General features: G+C 41.5%; 17 protein-coding genes. 9 read left to right on the forward strand and 8 right to left on the reverse strand.

The annotated features are described in order from the left end of the window. Positions 1-36: 36 nt before the first annotated feature. Complete coding sequence (locus PSF67_RS16660) at positions 37-960, reverse strand: sugar kinase (protein ID WP_102138307.1); 924 nt, start codon at positions 958-960, stop codon at positions 37-39. Then, positions 960-1,979 (reverse strand): SPFH domain-containing protein, encoded by a 1,020-nt coding sequence (locus tag PSF67_RS16665; RefSeq protein WP_166266301.1) that lies wholly within the window; start codon positions 1,977-1,979, stop codon positions 960-962. The genes PSF67_RS16660 and PSF67_RS16665 overlap by 1 nt, the downstream gene beginning before the upstream one ends. 150 nt (positions 1,980-2,129) lie before the next feature. Here PSF67_RS16665 and PSF67_RS16670 point away from each other — a divergent pair, with 150 nt between their 5' ends. Continuing rightward, on the forward strand, positions 2,130-2,843 hold the full coding sequence (locus PSF67_RS16670; RefSeq protein ID WP_102138305.1) for an NUDIX hydrolase: 714 nt from the start codon (positions 2,130-2,132) through the stop codon (positions 2,841-2,843). A 48-nt stretch (positions 2,844-2,891) separates the two neighbouring features. On the opposite strand, the gene PSF67_RS16675 is transcribed toward PSF67_RS16670, so the two are convergent. From PSF67_RS16675 to PSF67_RS16695, 5 genes are all read right to left on the reverse strand, one after another. Further along, complete coding sequence (locus tag PSF67_RS16675; RefSeq protein WP_210844630.1) at positions 2,892-3,419, reverse strand: protein K; 528 nt, start codon at positions 3,417-3,419, stop codon at positions 2,892-2,894. A gap of 110 nt (positions 3,420-3,529) precedes the next feature. Beyond that, the gene (locus PSF67_RS16680) at positions 3,530-4,030 is read right to left on the reverse strand and encodes a protein disulfide oxidoreductase (protein WP_166266292.1); all 501 of its coding nucleotides are present in this window, start codon (positions 4,028-4,030) and stop codon (positions 3,530-3,532) included. 283 nt (positions 4,031-4,313) lie between these two features. Further along, positions 4,314-5,045 carry a DsbA family protein gene (locus tag PSF67_RS16685; RefSeq protein WP_102138303.1) on the reverse strand — a complete coding sequence of 244 codons (732 nt, stop codon included), beginning with the start codon at positions 5,043-5,045 and terminating at the stop codon, positions 4,314-4,316. Continuing rightward, positions 5,042-7,114: a protein-disulfide reductase DsbD family protein gene (locus PSF67_RS16690; RefSeq protein ID WP_210848876.1), complete on the reverse strand. Its 2,073-nt coding sequence runs from the start codon at positions 7,112-7,114 to the stop codon at positions 5,042-5,044. Before PSF67_RS16690 ends, PSF67_RS16685 begins: the two co-directional genes overlap by 4 nt. 48 nt (positions 7,115-7,162) lie before the next feature. Then, positions 7,163-7,573: a metal resistance protein gene (locus PSF67_RS16695; RefSeq protein WP_272677296.1), complete on the reverse strand. Its 411-nt coding sequence runs from the start codon at positions 7,571-7,573 to the stop codon at positions 7,163-7,165. Between the two features lie 580 nt (positions 7,574-8,153). Here PSF67_RS16695 and PSF67_RS16700 point away from each other — a divergent pair. The 8 genes from PSF67_RS16700 to nadD all read left to right on the forward strand — a co-directional run bounded on the left by PSF67_RS16700 (position 8,154) and on the right by nadD (position 16,464). Continuing rightward, a complete protein-coding gene (locus tag PSF67_RS16700; RefSeq protein ID WP_102138301.1) occupies positions 8,154-9,047 on the forward strand; it encodes an amino acid ABC transporter substrate-binding protein in 894 nt (297 codons plus the stop codon). 115 nt (positions 9,048-9,162) lie between these two features. After that, on the forward strand, positions 9,163-9,903 hold the full coding sequence (locus tag PSF67_RS16705) for an amino acid ABC transporter permease (RefSeq protein WP_102138300.1): 741 nt from the start codon (positions 9,163-9,165) through the stop codon (positions 9,901-9,903). Between the two features lie 4 nt (positions 9,904-9,907). Then, on the forward strand, positions 9,908-10,585 hold the full coding sequence (gene gltK, locus PSF67_RS16710) for a glutamate/aspartate ABC transporter permease GltK (protein WP_036958176.1): 678 nt from the start codon (positions 9,908-9,910) through the stop codon (positions 10,583-10,585). After that, positions 10,582-11,307, forward strand: a complete 726-nt coding sequence (locus tag PSF67_RS16715) for an amino acid ABC transporter ATP-binding protein (protein WP_004257041.1) — start codon at positions 10,582-10,584, stop codon at positions 11,305-11,307. Before gltK ends, PSF67_RS16715 begins: the two co-directional genes overlap by 4 nt. Positions 11,308-11,622: 315 nt before the next feature. Then, the gene (leuS, locus tag PSF67_RS16720) at positions 11,623-14,205 is read left to right on the forward strand and encodes a leucine--tRNA ligase (RefSeq protein WP_102138299.1); all 2,583 of its coding nucleotides are present in this window, start codon (positions 11,623-11,625) and stop codon (positions 14,203-14,205) included. Between the two features lie 30 nt (positions 14,206-14,235). Further along, on the forward strand, positions 14,236-14,775 hold the full coding sequence (gene lptE / locus PSF67_RS16725; protein WP_102138298.1) for an LPS assembly lipoprotein LptE: 540 nt from the start codon (positions 14,236-14,238) through the stop codon (positions 14,773-14,775). Next, the gene (gene holA, locus PSF67_RS16730; RefSeq protein WP_102138297.1) at positions 14,775-15,806 is read left to right on the forward strand and encodes a DNA polymerase III subunit delta; all 1,032 of its coding nucleotides are present in this window, start codon (positions 14,775-14,777) and stop codon (positions 15,804-15,806) included. The genes lptE and holA overlap by 1 nt, the downstream gene beginning before the upstream one ends. Beyond that, a complete protein-coding gene (gene nadD / locus PSF67_RS16735; protein ID WP_272677279.1) occupies positions 15,799-16,464 on the forward strand; it encodes a nicotinate-nucleotide adenylyltransferase in 666 nt (221 codons plus the stop codon). The genes holA and nadD overlap by 8 nt, the downstream gene beginning before the upstream one ends. On the opposite strand, the gene PSF67_RS16740 is transcribed toward nadD, so the two are convergent. Beyond that, positions 16,452-17,096, reverse strand: coding sequence for a YbgA family protein (locus tag PSF67_RS16740; RefSeq protein WP_242685802.1), 645 nt, complete (start codon positions 17,094-17,096; stop codon positions 16,452-16,454). The genes nadD and PSF67_RS16740 overlap by 13 nt on opposite strands. Positions 17,097-17,231 lie beyond the last annotated feature (135 nt).

Here is a 17,231-nt window from a genome sequence, read left to right on the forward strand (position 1 = left end):
CCACCTCAGTACCTATCAATGAGGTGGGGTAATTGACTATGCAACCAGTAACCCTTGTAGATCCGCAATTTTCACTGTCACAATACAACCTGAATTGAATTGTAAGAAATCATCTTCAATGCCATCGGAAAAAATAACACCGTTATGGGGCATTAATGATTCAACAGCTAACGGGCTACCCGGCTCAATCGTACCAAATACCCATCTCGTTCCTGTTGTTTTACTTAAAAATGGCTCCCTAACACTAAACTGTAATTTACTTTCTCCCCAGCCAAATCCTTTTGCCAACGGATGATTATTTCCCCCCATAATTGCCTGCGCACCCGCTAAAATAGATTGAAACCAACCTGTTGACCCAAGTCCTGTCGATATAATAATGCCAGAGGATGATTGAAACTCTTGCTCCCCATTCCAATTTAATAAATAACGTGCCGATGTGTGGCTTTTCGGACCAATAAATAAATCGTTCACCGCGAGTAGCGATTGCCCGTCATTGGTCGTTGCCTGGGCGAAAGTCACCATTTTTTGCTCTATTTTTCCTTTTAAGGTATTCATCACCACTTCCTGCAATTGGCCTATTTCAAAAGGAAGCAACTGACCATCCCACCGTTCAGGATCTGGATTAATAGCGATAACGGGTTGTCCGTTTAAGTACTTCAAGGTGTTCGCCACTAAACCATCTTGGCCAATCACGATAACAATATCGTGTTTAGAAAATTGGTAACTAGGTAATAATTTTCGTTCCAATAATTGAAATCTACCTAATGATTTCAATATCGATTCGGCTTGTATTAATTGGCGTTGATATAAGTCATGTTCATTTAAGTAGTCACTCACCTCAACATGGTTGTGTTCCAAGTAAAATTTAGCTTGAGGCCAAGTATTAAAGCGCTCAATCAATTCCTGCAAACGTGTTTTACGCATCACTAAGACAAAACGTACGTCATTATTCCTTTGCATTATTTACCCCCTTTCTTCATTAGCTGGCCAAATAAATCAGGCGATATATTGAGCTCACCAATCTTACCGGCATTTTGTGCTAATGATTCGAATGCCATCGCCATCAATTGTTCTGGTCCCATTTTTGCTAACGCTAATGCTTTTAAGTTTTCCACCGGTAATTGGCTATAGGCTTTCATTTTAGATTCAATAGAGTAAGCATCTGCATCCGACTGTATGCGTTGGTTTTCAACACTAAGCGCAACCAATTCATTGCGTTTTGCTTCTGCATTCACTTGTGCGATTAACTCCTCTTGCTCGATTTCTGCTCGCTCTCGCAATATTTTCCGCTCATTATCAAGGCGTGCCTCTTCAATTTGTTGTTCTTTGGCTTGAACAGATAAGTCGGTTTCTAATTCCGCTTCTTTGATTGTGCGTTCTTGTTCGACAGAAAATTTGCGTCTTGCATAAATGGCATCATCAGCCTCTTTCAGTATGGATTCTCTCGCTTGTGCTTCTAATGCTTTAAGCGTTTCAGGTAATGGTGCAATGGCTGAGATAGAAACATCCAAAATTTCAATACCTAGAGACTCAATGACCGCCTGCACAGCGAGTTGCTGGCTCACCAAAACAACTAATGATTGGCTAATTAATAATGCGTCCCGCAGTGAAGTGGTTTGTATTTTGGCTTGGATCACGGTTTGAGCCGCTCGCACGACTCGATCATTTAATTTAAGGGGGTCTTCTGAAGCGTAACTTTTCCCGTCCTTAGATAAGTTAAAATTTAAGACATCCGCTGTTTTTTCGGGCTGTTTTACCTGAAAAGAAATTTGCCCTTGAATACGTAAACTTTGGAAATCAGCTGTTTGTAAATTAAAAATAAATGGGGCTTCTTGTGCATTCAATGGAAGCGCCGCAATGGACGTTTTATCGGAGTTATACCAAAAACTGAGCCCCTTACCTTGCTTACGCACTTTCCCATTCACTGATTGAATAACAAAAGTCGATGAGTCTGCTTTGAAATATTTAAAGTTAATCATAGTGGATCCCTCATTATTGTCTTTATGACCTTAATTAATTATTGTCCTATAGACATTAATTAGTCAAGCAATAATTGTCTTAATGACATTAACTATTTTTTAGCGTATAGTTTGTTCATCAATGCCAATCAGACTTTGAGTGATAACCAAATGAATGAAAAAGAATTTTTAGCTCACTACGATAGAAAAAAATTTCTATCACCGCTTATCACTGTCGACGCTGTAGTATTTACCTATCATGAAAACACGCTGAAAGTATTACTTGTCGAGCGCGCTAATTTTCCTGAAAAAGGAAAGTGGGGGCTGCCGGGTGGTTTTATTGATGAAACAAATGATAAAAATTTAGAAGAGACTGTTTTACGTAAGCTGAAAGAAAAAACGGGGGTTATTCCTCCCTATGTTGAACAACTTTGTACAGAAGGAAACCACCAACGAGATCCTAGAGGCTGGTCTGTCACTGTTTGCTATACTGCTCTAATTGCTTACCAAGCCTGCGAAGCGCATATTGATACGGTAGATTCTGTAAAATGGGTCTCTATTGATGAAATTGATCAACTTTCTCTTGCATTTGACCACTTCAAACTCTATCAACAAGCAAGAGAACGTCTAAAGCAAAAATCACTCTACTCAATCGTTCCAGGTTTCGCACTCCCTGACGTTTTTACCTTAGCTGAGCTACAACATGTCCATGAAGTTTTGATTGGTAAGCCTTTGCAAAATAAATCGTTTAGGCGCCGACTCGAACAAGCGAATTTGTTGATTGATACCGGAGAAAAACGCCACGAGCGCGGCCGACCCGCTAATTTGTATCGTTTAAAACCACAATCCGCGGATTACCGTTTTATTCGTAATTTAGAATTTTAGTAATTGATATGCCTGATAAATAAATATTATCAGGCGCTCTAATGAATGCTATTGGCAAATCGCAGGGGTCACAATATAGGTAAAAATGAGTTTGTTAGACTTATGATAATTATGCGTAATACCTTCGGGGAACATTTCATGCAATATATCCATGCCTGCATTTTTATCACAGTAGTTGCGGTTTAAAATCTCACGCATATTTTGCTGCCAGTTATCACCTTCCAATATATTGTCAGGGATCCCTTTGATAGTATATTGGTAAAATAACATGCCATTTTTAGCAGTCACTTCCGTCAATAGTGTTACATCGTCGATTAACATAGGTAAGGATTTAGCCATATCAGACAAAAAAATGCCCCGTAACATCGTTGGGTCATCATCCCCTTTTGCATTAAATGCATTGATTTTATCTTCTGTCGAATTGGCTTTTATTTCATCATAACGCTGTTCTATTTTTGAATTTTTTATCGTTTCTGACGGCTGTTTTGTTGTTGTTTTTTCTTCCACCTCAGGGGAGCATCCCGTAATTAATACCGCACCTAGAAATAATCCAACCACTTTTTTAAACATAACCATCCCATTCACCTATTTTATTATTTATATAGCCGAATGAGTTTACCATAATGATAAATTAAACTTATAGGCAGAAAAATCCCCTTTTTCAGGTCAAAGGGGATGGTAGAAAGTTAAAAGGATGCCAACCACATACGCATTTTTAGACCATAAGAGCTAGTCCAACCCGATGTAAAGCTAACTAATTCACCGTTATCAATCACCATAAATGTGGGAGTTGCGCTGACCCCAACCGCATTGGAAAGCTGACCGCTGGTATCGTTAATCACAGGAAACGTTAATTCCTTGTTTTCCATTCCCTTGATTAAGCGAGATGTTTCACCTGAGCGTATCGCTACTGAAATAATTGGCATACCTGATTGGCTTAATTCTGATACCGTTGGCGAAGTCAAATTACATACCCCACACCACGTCGCCCAGAAATAAACCAGTATTGGTTTTTCTTTGCTTAACTCAGCTAGAGAAACGCTCTCACCATTCACTAGCGTGTGCTGTTCCAATAATACGGGCGCAAGGGTTTGTGGCTTGCGCCATAAATCCATCACTGTAAAGGCAATAAATAAAATAATTGCCAAAACAATAATTTCTTTAGACCACTTTTTTAGTCTAGACATACGTTTTTAACCACTTAGTTTTCAAATAGCCCAAATTTAACGTATAGGAAAACAAAGCATTTAATCGAAATTAATGCTTTGTTATTAAGTTAAAATGCATTCTTTCCTAATTCGCTAATACTTTTCTAAGTAAATCTTAAGCTTAACTTTATCCTCTAAATAATTCGTGTTGTGGCTAGGCGGCAAACGAGACTATCGTGGGGAGCATACGCAAGTATGTGACCCACGTAGTCGAGAGCAGCCAACAACGCCACAGCGCGAAGTATGACGAGGATAACGAGGATTATTTGAGCTTAGCGAGCTGCTCCTTCACTACCGCCTCAAACTGCTGTGCATCAATAGCGCCTGGGATCAGCTCATCACCCACCAATGTTGCTGGTGTTCCATTCACGCCCAATTTTTCTGCCAAGATCATATTAGTGCGAATACCATCGCGGCTCTTATCACTCGCTTTTAATTTATCGTTGCCAGTAGCTTTGAGAGCATCTTTGATATTTGCATCTGATAGCATACCCTGTTTTTGCATAAATTTGTGATGTAAAGCTTCAAATGCTTTCGGATCTTCTTGCCACAGAGTCATAGTTAACTGTGCTGAATCCATTGATGTTTGGCCTTTAAATGGTAAATATTTGATTACCACTGCCACATCATTTGGATATTTTTTCACAATATCCATCAGTTGAGGGTCGAAACGCTTACAGAATGGGCAGTTAAAATCAGTAAAGTTAACCAAAACTAACTTGGCATCTTTTTTACCGATACGTGGACTGGTTGGGTCATTAAACAGAGCGTCCTGCTCTGCTTTTAAGGTTTCTTTCATTTGAGCTTGTTGTTTTTCCCCTTGTTTTGCTTGCAGGGCAACAATCGCTTCTTCCAAAATTTCTGGGTTTTCAACCAAAGTATCACGCACTAATTTACGCACTTGTGCTTCTTGGTCCGCACTCAAAGGTGCTGCTTGTGCTACTGACCCAATCATTAGTGACGAAAATAAAACAGCTAAAATTGTTTTTTTCATTTTGTGGCTCCTTTGGCCTGATTCATAACGGATATTAGCGATTCACGGTCAAGTATTGTTGACAGTACTTCGCCTTCGGCCAAGTTAGGGCCATAAATTTGATTAAATGGAACAGCAACCTGCCCACGTTTTTGTAAAAATGCCGTAATTTCAGGTGAAGGTTTGGTCCAATCACCACGTAAAGCAACAACATCGGGTTCACTAAGCAGCTGTTGGATATCATCCCTTAGCAGTACATTGTATTTATTTGCCTTACAGGTTACGCACCATTCCGCGGTGACATCAATAAATACACGTTTGTTATCCGCCAGTGCAGCCGTAATCGCTTGTTCAGTCAAAGGTTGCCAATTTACGGTATCTTTAACAAGAGAACGGCTACCGGAATGCTGTTCTTGTGTCATCCAAACAAACCCACCAGCAAAAGCGGCAAATAATATAAATGGTAAGATAGCCGCCCTTACACCGCGTTTTATCGCGATAAAGACCACTAATAACACTAAGAAAACGACAGCAATCACGGTCGAGGTAGTGACACCAAAATGTGGTATTAATAAGCTAATTAACCATAAACTGGATACCAGCATCATTAACCCAAGAACGGCACGCAGCTTCAGCATCCACATACCAGGCTTTGGTAGTAAGCGAGAAATAACTGGGAAAGCAGCTATAAGTAGCCATGGCAAACTCATACCGACACCTAATGCCGTGAAGATCAGCCACAACTCTTCCATTGGCGCTGCCAGTGCAAAGGCCACTGCGGTGCCCAAAAATGGTGCAGAACAAGGCGTTGCCAGTAATGTCGCAAATACCCCTTGCCAAAAATGGCCACTGTTACCATGACCACCAGCTGTCGCCAAGCGTGTATTGGCCTTACTACCGAGGTTGATTTCAAATAAGCCAAATAAATTCGCAGTAAATAACGCCGTTACCAACACCATAAAGCCGATAAACCACGGGTTTTGGAACTGAATTCCCCAACCGACAGCTTGTTGACCGACTCGTAATAACGTCATCAAGAGCGCCAGTAACCAAAAGGAAACTAGAATACCGAGAGAGGACAATAAAAACTGACGGCGAATGGTCTTTTGCTCACCATTAGGTACCATCAATACAGAGCCAAGTTTCATTGCTAACACCGGAAGTACGCACGGCATTAGATTAAGGATCAGCCCCCCTAAAAGGGCAAATAGCATCACCTGCCATAAAGAAGCACTGCTCACTTTAGACGCTATCGTGCCAGTAAATGGGCTAACTTGATGGCTAACTTGCTGTGAAATATCACCATCTGCAACAACAAAAGAGAGGGTTTTTCCGGTTAAATCGGGAGAATCGCCCCCCCAATCATCACCGACATCTATTGTTGCTGTTAAATGGTCACCTGATGTTTCTATAACAGGAACGCCTAGTGCCGCCCCTTCAACCACATCAGTGAAAATATTCGGTTGTTCCCACGCGTTGCCTGTGCTTTTCTGCAATTCAATGATTAGCTTATCATTCGCAAAACCAACTTTGGTTTGCTCAACTAAACCACTTGATGGTGGAACTGCACCTTTGGCTTGATTAAACGCCCAAGTAAAGTCAGCAGGAACAGGCTCTGTTAAATCGAGCTCAAACGGATAATCGGTTAAAATACAAACATTACTACACGTTGATAATGTTAACGTACCTTCAAGTTTATCCAACTTTTCATGACTTGTTACTGTAATGGGGAAGACAATATCCCCCATGTAACCTTGAGTTGAAACACCTGCGACATCAAAGCGCCCTGGTGTTGGCCATTGCCAATCCGTTGCTTCAACAGGTGATGACCACACAATTTCAGGCGCAACGCCCCCTTCACCAGGTGAACGCCAATAGGTTTTCCAGCCCTCATCAAGCTTTACATCGAGCAAAATGTCGACTTTGCCATTTTCCTGCGCCGAACTTAATAACCTAACCTGCGCATGTCGTGGAGTATTGTCATTCATCCACCCCGTATTCGCAGGTTGCAACCACCCCGTATCCGCAGCATATAAACTGCTCGAAAATAGTGCAAAAAATATAAAAAATGAATTAATTAAAAAACGCATTGTTTCCTCCAGAATAAATTACACAAACCAGTCCCTATTCGTTGTGTGTTAATTCCGAAGATTACAAAACTGTAAGTGTCTTCTGACTCTTGGAGGGGCATGCTTCTCTTCATTATTTGCTCTAGATATAAATAGATTAGTACAAAATAAAGTTAGCGCAGCCAAAGTAAGGAACATAAAGAAGAATGGTTCAAGCACAACAGGTAACAAAGTCACTAATGACTTGGCGCTCAGTTCACAACTAGAAAGATGCGAACTACTGCTATCAGCTTGTTTTACTTGTGATTGTTCGATATAGGAAAGGTTAGCCCCAGTATTAATTTGCACTTGAGCTAAGACATCTGGCACAAAAAAATTGGCGAGCAGACGCTCTCCGACGGCACGTTGATTCATACAAATCAATACCATCAGACAGGCGAATATCACTAATCCTTTACCTAATTTTAAATGCCTGTTCATGCGCATCTTGGTATAACTTCCTGAAATAACACTAATTATGCGACTTTGATAACCATAACGATAAAAACCAGTCTTTGACTAATACCGTTACCCCATCTATAAGTTAAATAGAGGTTACATCTTACACAGCAAAACATTCCGTACAAGTACCATCAGCTAACTTTACAAATATTATTTCCTTTCCCACAAACAAACATGCAGTTCCATCAAAACTCGGCACGTAAATTGCTTTATCCAATATATGGCATGATACGAAGATAGTTTGCACCTTAACAGTGCGTGATTATCAATTTAAGACAATATTAAGTGGCTAATCACCATGTTAGTGCGGTAATTCAAAAATTACCCAAATAATATGCGAGACAGCTCCCGAAATTGAAACAATTCGTTTTCATTAATTAACAAATTTAATTACTTTTTAACAACAATAAAACATATAGCGAATAATCGCGGGATTATCTAAATCTGCGAAATATTTGCAAACACAACACTACAAAACCACAGTAATTTAGGCGTTATCTCACGATACCTCCTTAAAATTACAACGGGTTTACACCGATGTTCTAAAGGAGTTGTAACTATGCGTATAAGTAAACTTGTATTATCGATGATGATTTTAGGTGCAACCTGTGCAGTCCAAGCAGAAGAGTTAAACGGCACTCTGAAAAAAATCAAAGACAACGGTGTAATAGTTGTTGGTCATCGTGAATCTTCCGTCCCTTTCTCTTACTATGATAATAGCCAGAAAGTGGTGGGTTACTCACAGGATTATTCAAATGCTATTGTTGATGCAGTGAAGAAAAAATTAAACATGCCTGATCTGCAAGTCAAACTCATTCCAATTACATCACAAAACCGTATTCCACTACTGCAAAATGGCACATTTGATTTTGAGTGTGGCTCAACAACCAATAACGTAGAAAGACAAAAACAAGCCGCTTTCTCTAACACGATCTTTGTGGTCGGGACACGCTTGCTCACCAAAGGTGACTCTGGTGTAAAAGACTTTGCTGACTTAGCGGGTAAAAATGTCGTTGTGACCTCAGGTACAACTTCTGAAATTCTGTTGAATCAGTTAAATGATGAAAAAAACATGAAAATGCGCATTATCAGCGCGAAAGACCATGGTGACTCGTTCCGTACCTTAGAGTCTGGCCGTGCTGTCGCCTTTATGATGGATGACGCATTGTTAGCAGGTGAGCGAGCAAAAGCGAAAAAACCAGAGATCTGGGAAATCGTCGGCAAACCACAAACTGAAGAAGCTTACGGCTGTATGTTACGTAAAGACGACCCTCAATTTAAAGTGCTTATCGATGAAACCATTGCGAATGCACAAACCTCGGGTGTCGCTGAGAAATCCTTTGACCGCTGGTTCAATCAACCTATTCCACCAAAAAATCTGAACCTGAAATTTACGTTATCCGATGAAATGAAAGCCTTATTTAAAGAACCGAATGACAAAGCATTAAACTAATAAAAAGACAAACAGGGTATTACTGAAGTAAGAATTGCAAGGCGGCCGTTCCCCGCCTTGCATCCTCTTTTACGACAGTATTCGGGAATTTCATTGCCCACAGGAAGTCAACATCATGTCTATTAACTGGAATTGGGGGATTTTCCTTCAGGAAGCCCCGTTTGGGAATACCACCTATTTAGGGTGGTTAATATCTGGCCTCGAAGTCACCGTAACACTTTCTATTTGTGCCTGGATCATCGCATTCTTAGTCGGCTCATTTTTCGGTATTTTACGTACCGTACCTAACCGTTTTTTAGCCTTTTTAGGAACTGCTTACGTAGAGTTATTCCGCAACGTACCACTTATTGTGCAATTTTTTACTTGGTATTTGGTTATTCCAGAACTTCTCCCTCGCTCAATCGGGGATTGGTTTAAAATGGACTTAGATCCTAACTATCAATTCTTTATTTCCTCAATGCTTTGCCTTGGGTTATTCACCGCAGCACGAATGACCGAGCAAGTACGTGCAGCCATTCAGTCACTACCTAGAGGGCAAAAAAGCGCTGCACTCGCAATGGGGCTCACTTTGCCACAAACCTATCGCTACGTTTTATTACCCAACGCCTATCGGGTAATTTTGCCACCAATGACGTCTGAAATGCTGAACTTGGTCAAAAACTCAGCCATTGCATCAACCATTGGTTTAGTCGATATGGCGGCACAAGCAGGAAAGCTATTGGACTATTCTGCTCACGCATGGGAATCCTTTACCGCAATTACGTTAGCTTATGTCGGAATTAACGTCATTATTATGATTTTGATGACGTTATTAGAGCGCAAAGTTCGCTTACCTGGCACCATTGGAGGGCGGTAAAATGATGTATGAATTTGATTGGAGCTCAATTGCTCCGAGTATGCCCTTCTTAATCGATGGCTTTATTGTCACCGCGAAAATTACACTGACCGCGATAGTGGTGGGGATTTTGTGGGGTACTGTCCTTGCTGTGATGCGGTTATCCACATTCAAACCCATTAGCTGGTTTGCTGCCTTGTATGTGAATACATTTCGCTCCATTCCACTAGTCATGGTTTTGCTGTGGTTCTACTTAATTGTGCCTAGCTTATTACAAAATGTTCTAGGCTTATCACCAAAAAATGATATTCGTTTAATTTCGGCAATGATAGCCTTCTCTCTTTTTGAAGCGGCCTATTACTCTGAAATCATTCGTGCTGGTATTCAAAGTATTTCTCGAGGGCAAGCCTCTGCTGCGTTAGCATTGGGAATGACAAATATGCAAACCATGCGGCTCGTCGTATTACCGCAAGCCTTCAAAGCCATGGTGCCGTTGTTGTTAACTCAAGGGATTGTACTGTTTCAGGACTCATCCCTCGTGTATGTGCTCAGTTTGACAGACTTTTTCCGTACCGCCACCAATATAGGTGAGCGTGATGGGACACAAGTAGAGATGGTACTGTTTGCGGGTCTGGTGTACTTTATTGTTAGTTTTGGCGCTTCTATGTTAGTGAATTATCTTAAGAAAAGGACTGTTTCATGATAACCCTGAAAAATGTATCCAAATGGTATGGCCAATTTCAGGTGCTTACAGACTGCACAACTGAAGTTAAAAAAGGTGAGGTTGTGGTTGTGTGCGGGCCATCTGGTTCTGGTAAATCCACATTAATAAAAACAGTGAATGGTTTAGAACCTATTCAGCAGGGTGAGATTTTTGTGAATGATATTCAAGTAAATAACAAAAAAACTGACCTTGCCAAATTACGCTCTAAAGTAGGAATGGTGTTCCAGCACTTCGAGCTATTTCCTCATTTATCAATCATTGAAAATCTGACATTAGCGCAAGTTAAGGTATTAAACCGCGATAAAAAAGAAGCGGAAGCAAAAGGTTTGAAATTATTGGAGCGCGTAGGTTTATCCAGCCATGCCAATAAATTTCCAGCTCAGCTTTCAGGCGGACAACAACAACGTGTCGCTATCGCTCGAGCACTGTGTATGGACCCAATAGCAATGCTATTTGATGAACCTACTTCAGCGCTAGACCCAGAAATGATCAACGAAGTTCTTGATGTTATGGTTGAATTAGCTAATGAAGGTATGACCATGATGGTGGTTACCCATGAAATGGGCTTCGCCAAAAAAGTGGCTAATCGCGTGATTTTTATGGATGAAGGGAAGATTGTTGAAGACAGTAAAAAAGAAGACTTTTTTGCTAACCCACAATCTGATCGTGCAAAAGATTTCCTCGCAAAAATTCTTCATTAATATTAGAGAGGGAGCTTATTAGCTCCCTCCTCTTATCACTATATTATTAACAAATAAATCAACAACAACGCCCCAGATCCGAAATAGTTCAACAAACCACTACCATTTCACTGGTTTTTTAGTTAAGTTGTTTGGTTATCAGCGTAAAATATCCTGATCCGTTCCCCGAAAAGCAATATCCAGCTTCCCCCGTAGGTTCAGCTAATCAACTATTGTTGTTTTCGGTGTAGATCCGCTATGCTATGCGGATCTCAATTTAAGAAAGACATTCACGCTACAGATGTAGCATTTATTCACCATAGGATTATCGGTGCCATGCAAGAACAATATCGTCCAGAAGATATAGAGCCTAAAGTACAGCGTCACTGGGATGAAAAAGCAACTTTCAAAGTGACTGAAGACAACAGCAAAGAAAAATACTACTGCCTGTCCATGCTACCTTACCCTTCTGGTCGACTACACATGGGCCACGTACGTAACTACACCATGGGTGACGTTATCTCTCGTTACCAACGTTTGTTGGGGAAAAACGTTCTCCAACCAATTGGTTGGGATGCGTTTGGTCTGCCTGCTGAAGGTGCTGCAGTTAAAAATAATACGGCTCCTGCGCCATGGACTTACGCCAATATCGACTACATGAAAAACCAGTTGAAAATGCTCGGTTTCGGTTATGATTGGGATCGTGAAGTCACCACTTGTACTCCTGAATATTACCGTTGGGAACAATGGTTCTTCACTAAATTGTATGAAAAAGGTTTAGTGTACAAAAAAACCTCTGCGGTAAACTGGTGCCCACATGATTTAACCGTTTTGGCGAATGAACAAGTGGTTGATGGCTGCTGCTGGCGTTGTGACACCCCTGTTGAGCGCAAAGAAATCCCACAATGGTTTATTAAAATTACCGACTACGCGGAAGAACTGCTCAACGACCTCGACAAATTAGATGACTGGCCAGAGCAAGTCAAAACCATGCAGCGCAACTGGATCGGCCGTTCCGAAGGAACTGAGATCACATTCAATGTTGCAGACCGTGATGAAACCTTAACAGTTTATACCACTCGCCCTGATACTTTTATGGGGGCAACTTATGTGGCTGTTGCAGCAGGACACCCTCTGGCGAAAGAAGCTGCGACAAATAACCCAGAATTAGCCCAATTTATTGATGAGTGCCGTAACACCAAAACTGCAGAAGCAGATATGGCAACCATGGATAAAAAAGGTATGGCTACCGGCTTATTTGTTATTCATCCATTAACCCAAGAAAAGCTGCCAATTTGGGTCGCTAACTTTGTCTTAATGGAATACGGTACTGGTGCGGTTATGGCCGTTCCTGCCCATGACCAACGTGACTGGGAATTCGCTCACAAATATAACTTACCCATCAAGGCAGTTATTGCTGATGCTGATGGCAATGAGCCTGATTTATCCCAAGAAGCGATGACTGAGAAGAATTCCCTGATTAACTCAGGTGAGTTCAATGGATTAGACCACCAAGCTGGTTTTAATGCGATTTCAGATAAACTCGTTTCTCTGGGCGCAGGCCAACGCAAAGTAAACTACCGCTTACGTGACTGGGGCGTTTCACGTCAACGTTACTGGGGCGCACCAATCCCAATGGCAACATTGGAAGATGGTACTGTCGTGCCTGTTCCTGAAGACCAATTACCTGTCATTCTGCCGGAAGATGTCGTGATGAACGGCATTACTAGCCCAATTAAAGCTGATCCTGAGTGGGCAAAAATGACCATTAATGGTCAACCTGCGTTACGTGAAACGGATACCTTCGATACCTTTATGGAATCTTCTTGGTACTATGCACGTTATACCTGCCCACAATATGACGAAGGCATGTTAAACCCAGAGGCAGCAAACTACTGGTTACCGGTTGACCAATATATTGGTGGTATCGAACACGCCATCATGCACTTAATGTATTTCCGCTTCTTCCATAAGTTGATGCGTGATGCAGGGTTAGTTAACTCTGATGAACCAGCAAAACGTCTACTGTGCCAAGGCATGGTGCTTGCTGATGCATTCTATTACACCGGCAGCGATGGCCAACGTGTTTGGGTATCCCCAGCAGATGCCATTGTTGAACGTGACGACAAAAACCGTATTACTAAAGCCGTAGACAGTGAAGGCCATGAACTGGTGTATACCGGTATGAGCAAAATGTCTAAGTCGAAAAACAACGGTATTGATCCACAATTGATGGTCGAAAAATACGGTGCCGATACTGTTCGTCTGTTTATGATGTTTGCGGCTCCACCTGAGTTAACCCTTGAGTGGCAAGAGTCTAGCGTTGAAGGCGCTAACCGCTTCGTTCGTCGTGTTTGGCGTTTAGTGCATGAACATTCTCAAAAAGGCGCCACTTCGCCTTTAGATATCAGCGCACTGACACCAGAACAGAAAGACTTACGTCGTGATCTGCACAAAACAATTGCTAAAGTCTCTGATGATTTCAGTCGTCGTTATGCATTTAATACCGCGATTGCAGCCGTCATGGAATTCTTAAACAAATTAGTTCGTGCACCACAAGAAACTGAGCAAGACCGTGCATTAGTCCAGGAGTCTCTCGAGGCTATCACGCTGATGTTATCACCAATCATTCCACACGCTTGCTTTGAGATGTGGAAAGCACTCGGTCACCAAACGGACATCGACTTTGCACAGTGGCCTGTTGCTGATGAAAAAGCCATGATTGACGATACCAAACTGGTTGTCGTTCAAGTTAATGGTAAGGTGCGTGGCCGTATCACCGTTCCGGCTGATGCAACCCAAGAGTTTGTCCTAGACATGGCAAAAAATGAGCCAAGCGTAGCGAAATACCTTGAAGGTGTTAGCATCCGCAAAGTAATCTATGTCCCAGGCAAATTGCTAAACCTTGTTGTAGGTTAATATTAGGTTGTTGGCTGATAAGGAGGCCAGGTGCGTTATCTGATAACTTTATTTTTGAGCCTGGCGGTGCTAGTCACCGCAGGTTGCGGTTTTCGTCTTCAAGGAACAACTCAAATTCCTGAGGAACTGAGAACTTTGCAGCTAAGTTCAAGTGACCCATATGGCTACCTCACAAGAGCGCTCAGGGAGCAACTACGGCTCAGTAACGTGAAGGTTCTCGAAACTGGAAGTCCGAACATTCCTATTTTGAAAGTCATTGGTTCGACTGAAAACACAGAAACTGTATCCGTTTATCAAGATGGTAAAGCCGCAGAGAAACAATTAACACTGGTGATGAATGCGCAGGTTTTAATGCCTGATGGTGCAATATATCCATTACAAAGCCGTGTTGAACGCACTTTCTTCGACAACCCTTTAGAAGCACTTGCAAAAGATGCAGAGAAAGAAATTGTTAGACAAGAAATGCAAGAACAAGCTGCACGTAATATCGTGCGTAAATTATTGCTTGTTCATTCAGCAGAGCTTGAAAAAGCAAAAAACCAAGCGGCTGATACGAATACTCAACCATAATGACGCGTATTTACCCTGAACAGCTGGCCTCTTCGTTACAAGAGTCTCTAAGAGGCCGCTATTTAATTTGGGGCAATGAGCCCCTTCTTCTTCAAGAAAGCCAAGATGCCATCCGAAAAGCCGCACAAGAGCAAGGCTTTGAAGAGCATTTTTCGTTTTCTCTTGAGCAAAATACCGATTGGGATGAGATTTTTAGCCTCTGCCAAGCTCTCAGTCTATTTGCAAGCCGTCAAACTCTGACTCTGTTATTGCCCGAAAATGGCCCTAACGCTGCCATGGCTGAAAAGCTGAACCAACTGGCACAACTACTGCATTCAGATCTCCTTCTTGTGTTACGCGGTCATAAGCTCACTAAAGCACAAGAAAACAGTGCTTGGTTTAAAGCAATTAGCCAAGATGCTATTTATATCAGCTGCCTAACTCCTGAATATCAGCGGTTACCACAATGGGTTTCTAAACGCGCCTACAGTATGCGGCTTTCGTTAGAAACCGAAGCTAACCAGCTACTTTGTTACTGCTATGAAGGGAATTTACTTGGTTTGGCACAAGCACTTGAGCGGCTGTCTCTTCTTTATCCAGATGGTAAACTCACCTACCCTCGGGTCGAAAGTGCCGTTAATGATTCTGCGCATTTTACCCCCTACCATTGGGTTGATGCCCTATTGGCTGGTAAGTCCCGCCGTTCATGGCATATTTTAGAGCAACTGCAACAAGAAGATGTCGAGCCTGTTATTTTATTGCGTTCAATCCAACGTGATCTCATGTTGCTTATTACATTGAAACGCCAATCTGCAACAACCCCATTAAAGACATTATTTGATCAACACAAAGTGTGGCAAAACCGCCGAGGTGTGCTCACGGAAGCTTTACAACGTTTAACATTGCATCAATTACAATCTGCATTAATGTTATTAACGCAAGCAGAAATCAATATTAAACAAGATTTTAGCCATTCTCCATGGCCTGACCTGCAGTCACTGTCTATGCTATTATGTGGTAAAGCATTTGCAGAGAATTTTATTCATGAGTAATTCCTTTTCAAAACAACATAACTTGCTAGCATTATTCGGTGGGACGTTCGACCCCATTCACTTTGGTCATTTACGTCCGGTGCAAGCCCTTGCCCAACAAGTTGGTCTCGAAAAAGTTATCTTGTTACCTAACCACGTTCCCCCCCATCGCCCACAGCCAGAAGCGACTCCATCACAACGTTTAGAAATGGTGAAACTCGCGATTCAAAATGCACCTTTATTTGCTATCGATACGCGTGAACTAGAAAAAAATAGCCCTTCTTACACGATAGAAACACTGGTTGAATTACGCCAAGAAATTGGGCCAGAAAAACCCCTGGCGTTTATTATTGGTCAAGATTCCTTATTGTCGATTAATAAATGGCACGGCTGGGAGCACATACTTGATAACTGCCATTTATTGGTTTGTTCCCGACCGGGGTATGCCACACAGTTTACCGACCCTAAAATGCAAAATTGGCTGTTAGAACATCAAACAACAGACCCTATTGCCTTAAACCAAGTAGCGAATGGGTATATTTTTATTGGGGATACCCCACTGGTAAATATCTCTGCAACCGAAATCCGCGAAAAATTAAGCTCCGGTGACTCGTGTCAGGATTTAATTCCAGATGCGGTTCTGCAATATATTCATCAACAACACCTTTACCAGCAATAAGGGATCTCTCTTATTGAATTACAATTAGGGTATGGTTCAAAAATAACTTGCTCTATTAAATAGTTGTCTGGGTATTGAACAAGCAACTGTCGCATCATCGCTAATGGCCGGTTTAACGGTAAATTCCCCGCTAAATAGTCATTAATCAGCCACAATAAGCGTTTTTTCTCATCCTTCGTAGCTTTGTGTTTAAAATAGCCTTGCATATGACTCAGCGCATTAACTTCAATGTTTCTTGCAGGCACCGTTGCCAATATTTCCATTAAACAGGATTTATATTGATTAAAAAAACACTCAAGATCGGTGCTGCTTTTAATACTCGCCACTAAACGCCCAGTATACTGATAGCCAACTGGAGAATATGCCATAATGAGATATTTATGGCAGCTATGAAATTGAATAATATTGTGATGTGTTAACGCGTGATGTAAGTCATTTAATCGTTGTATCGTATACAATTTCGTCAAAAAGCAGTCCCAGAACACGACATTTTGTAGCTTGTCATCTGTTAATATCGGAATGCTCGCAGGGAATAGTCCCTGTAATTCAGAGAATTGCTGTTTAGAGCTGATAATACCATTAACCTTGTCTTGCATGTCCTCATGGGAGAAATTCGTTACAAATTCAATCATAGAACTCACTTGCTGATGAATATTAGCAGGCAGGTGATTAATCCCTTCAAATATAAAAACTTTTGGTTTAATTATTTGCACAATACGTATCTCATCCTAAAATATTTATCAGGGGAACAGTTTTTAGCGTTATTT

It is taken from the genome of Providencia sp. PROV076 (genome assembly GCF_028483405.1).
GTDB classification, from domain to species: Bacteria; Pseudomonadota; Gammaproteobacteria; order Enterobacterales; family Enterobacteriaceae; genus Providencia; species Providencia huaxiensis.

What these genes read in the sequence shown, in the direction of transcription:
- PSF67_RS16660 (WP_102138307.1), bottom strand. Translation starts at nt 960, where the DNA reads ATGCAAAGGAATAATGACGTACGTTTTGTCTTAGTGATGCGTAAAACA.
- PSF67_RS16665 (WP_166266301.1), bottom strand. Translation starts at nt 1,979, where the DNA reads ATGATTAACTTTAAATATTTCAAAGCAGACTCATCGACTTTTGTTATT.
- PSF67_RS16670 (WP_102138305.1), top strand. Translation starts at nt 2,130, where the DNA reads ATGAATGAAAAAGAATTTTTAGCTCACTACGATAGAAAAAAATTTCTA.
- PSF67_RS16675 (WP_210844630.1), bottom strand. Translation starts at nt 3,419, where the DNA reads ATGGTTATGTTTAAAAAAGTGGTTGGATTATTTCTAGGTGCGGTATTA.
- PSF67_RS16680 (WP_166266292.1), bottom strand. Translation starts at nt 4,030, where the DNA reads ATGTCTAGACTAAAAAAGTGGTCTAAAGAAATTATTGTTTTGGCAATT.
- PSF67_RS16685 (WP_102138303.1), bottom strand. Translation starts at nt 5,045, where the DNA reads ATGAAAAAAACAATTTTAGCTGTTTTATTTTCGTCACTAATGATTGGG.
- PSF67_RS16690 (WP_210848876.1), bottom strand. Translation starts at nt 7,114, where the DNA reads ATGCGTTTTTTAATTAATTCATTTTTTATATTTTTTGCACTATTTTCG.
- PSF67_RS16695 (WP_272677296.1), bottom strand. Translation starts at nt 7,573, where the DNA reads ATGAACAGGCATTTAAAATTAGGTAAAGGATTAGTGATATTCGCCTGT.
- PSF67_RS16700 (WP_102138301.1), top strand. Translation starts at nt 8,154, where the DNA reads ATGCGTATAAGTAAACTTGTATTATCGATGATGATTTTAGGTGCAACC.
- PSF67_RS16705 (WP_102138300.1), top strand. Translation starts at nt 9,163, where the DNA reads ATGTCTATTAACTGGAATTGGGGGATTTTCCTTCAGGAAGCCCCGTTT.
- gltK (WP_036958176.1), top strand. Translation starts at nt 9,908, where the DNA reads ATGTATGAATTTGATTGGAGCTCAATTGCTCCGAGTATGCCCTTCTTA.
- PSF67_RS16715 (WP_004257041.1), top strand. Translation starts at nt 10,582, where the DNA reads ATGATAACCCTGAAAAATGTATCCAAATGGTATGGCCAATTTCAGGTG.
- leuS (WP_102138299.1), top strand. Translation starts at nt 11,623, where the DNA reads ATGCAAGAACAATATCGTCCAGAAGATATAGAGCCTAAAGTACAGCGT.
- holA (WP_102138297.1), top strand. Translation starts at nt 14,775, where the DNA reads ATGACGCGTATTTACCCTGAACAGCTGGCCTCTTCGTTACAAGAGTCT.
- nadD (WP_272677279.1), top strand. Translation starts at nt 15,799, where the DNA reads ATGAGTAATTCCTTTTCAAAACAACATAACTTGCTAGCATTATTCGGT.
- PSF67_RS16740 (WP_242685802.1), bottom strand. Translation starts at nt 17,096, where the DNA reads ATGATTGAATTTGTAACGAATTTCTCCCATGAGGACATGCAAGACAAG.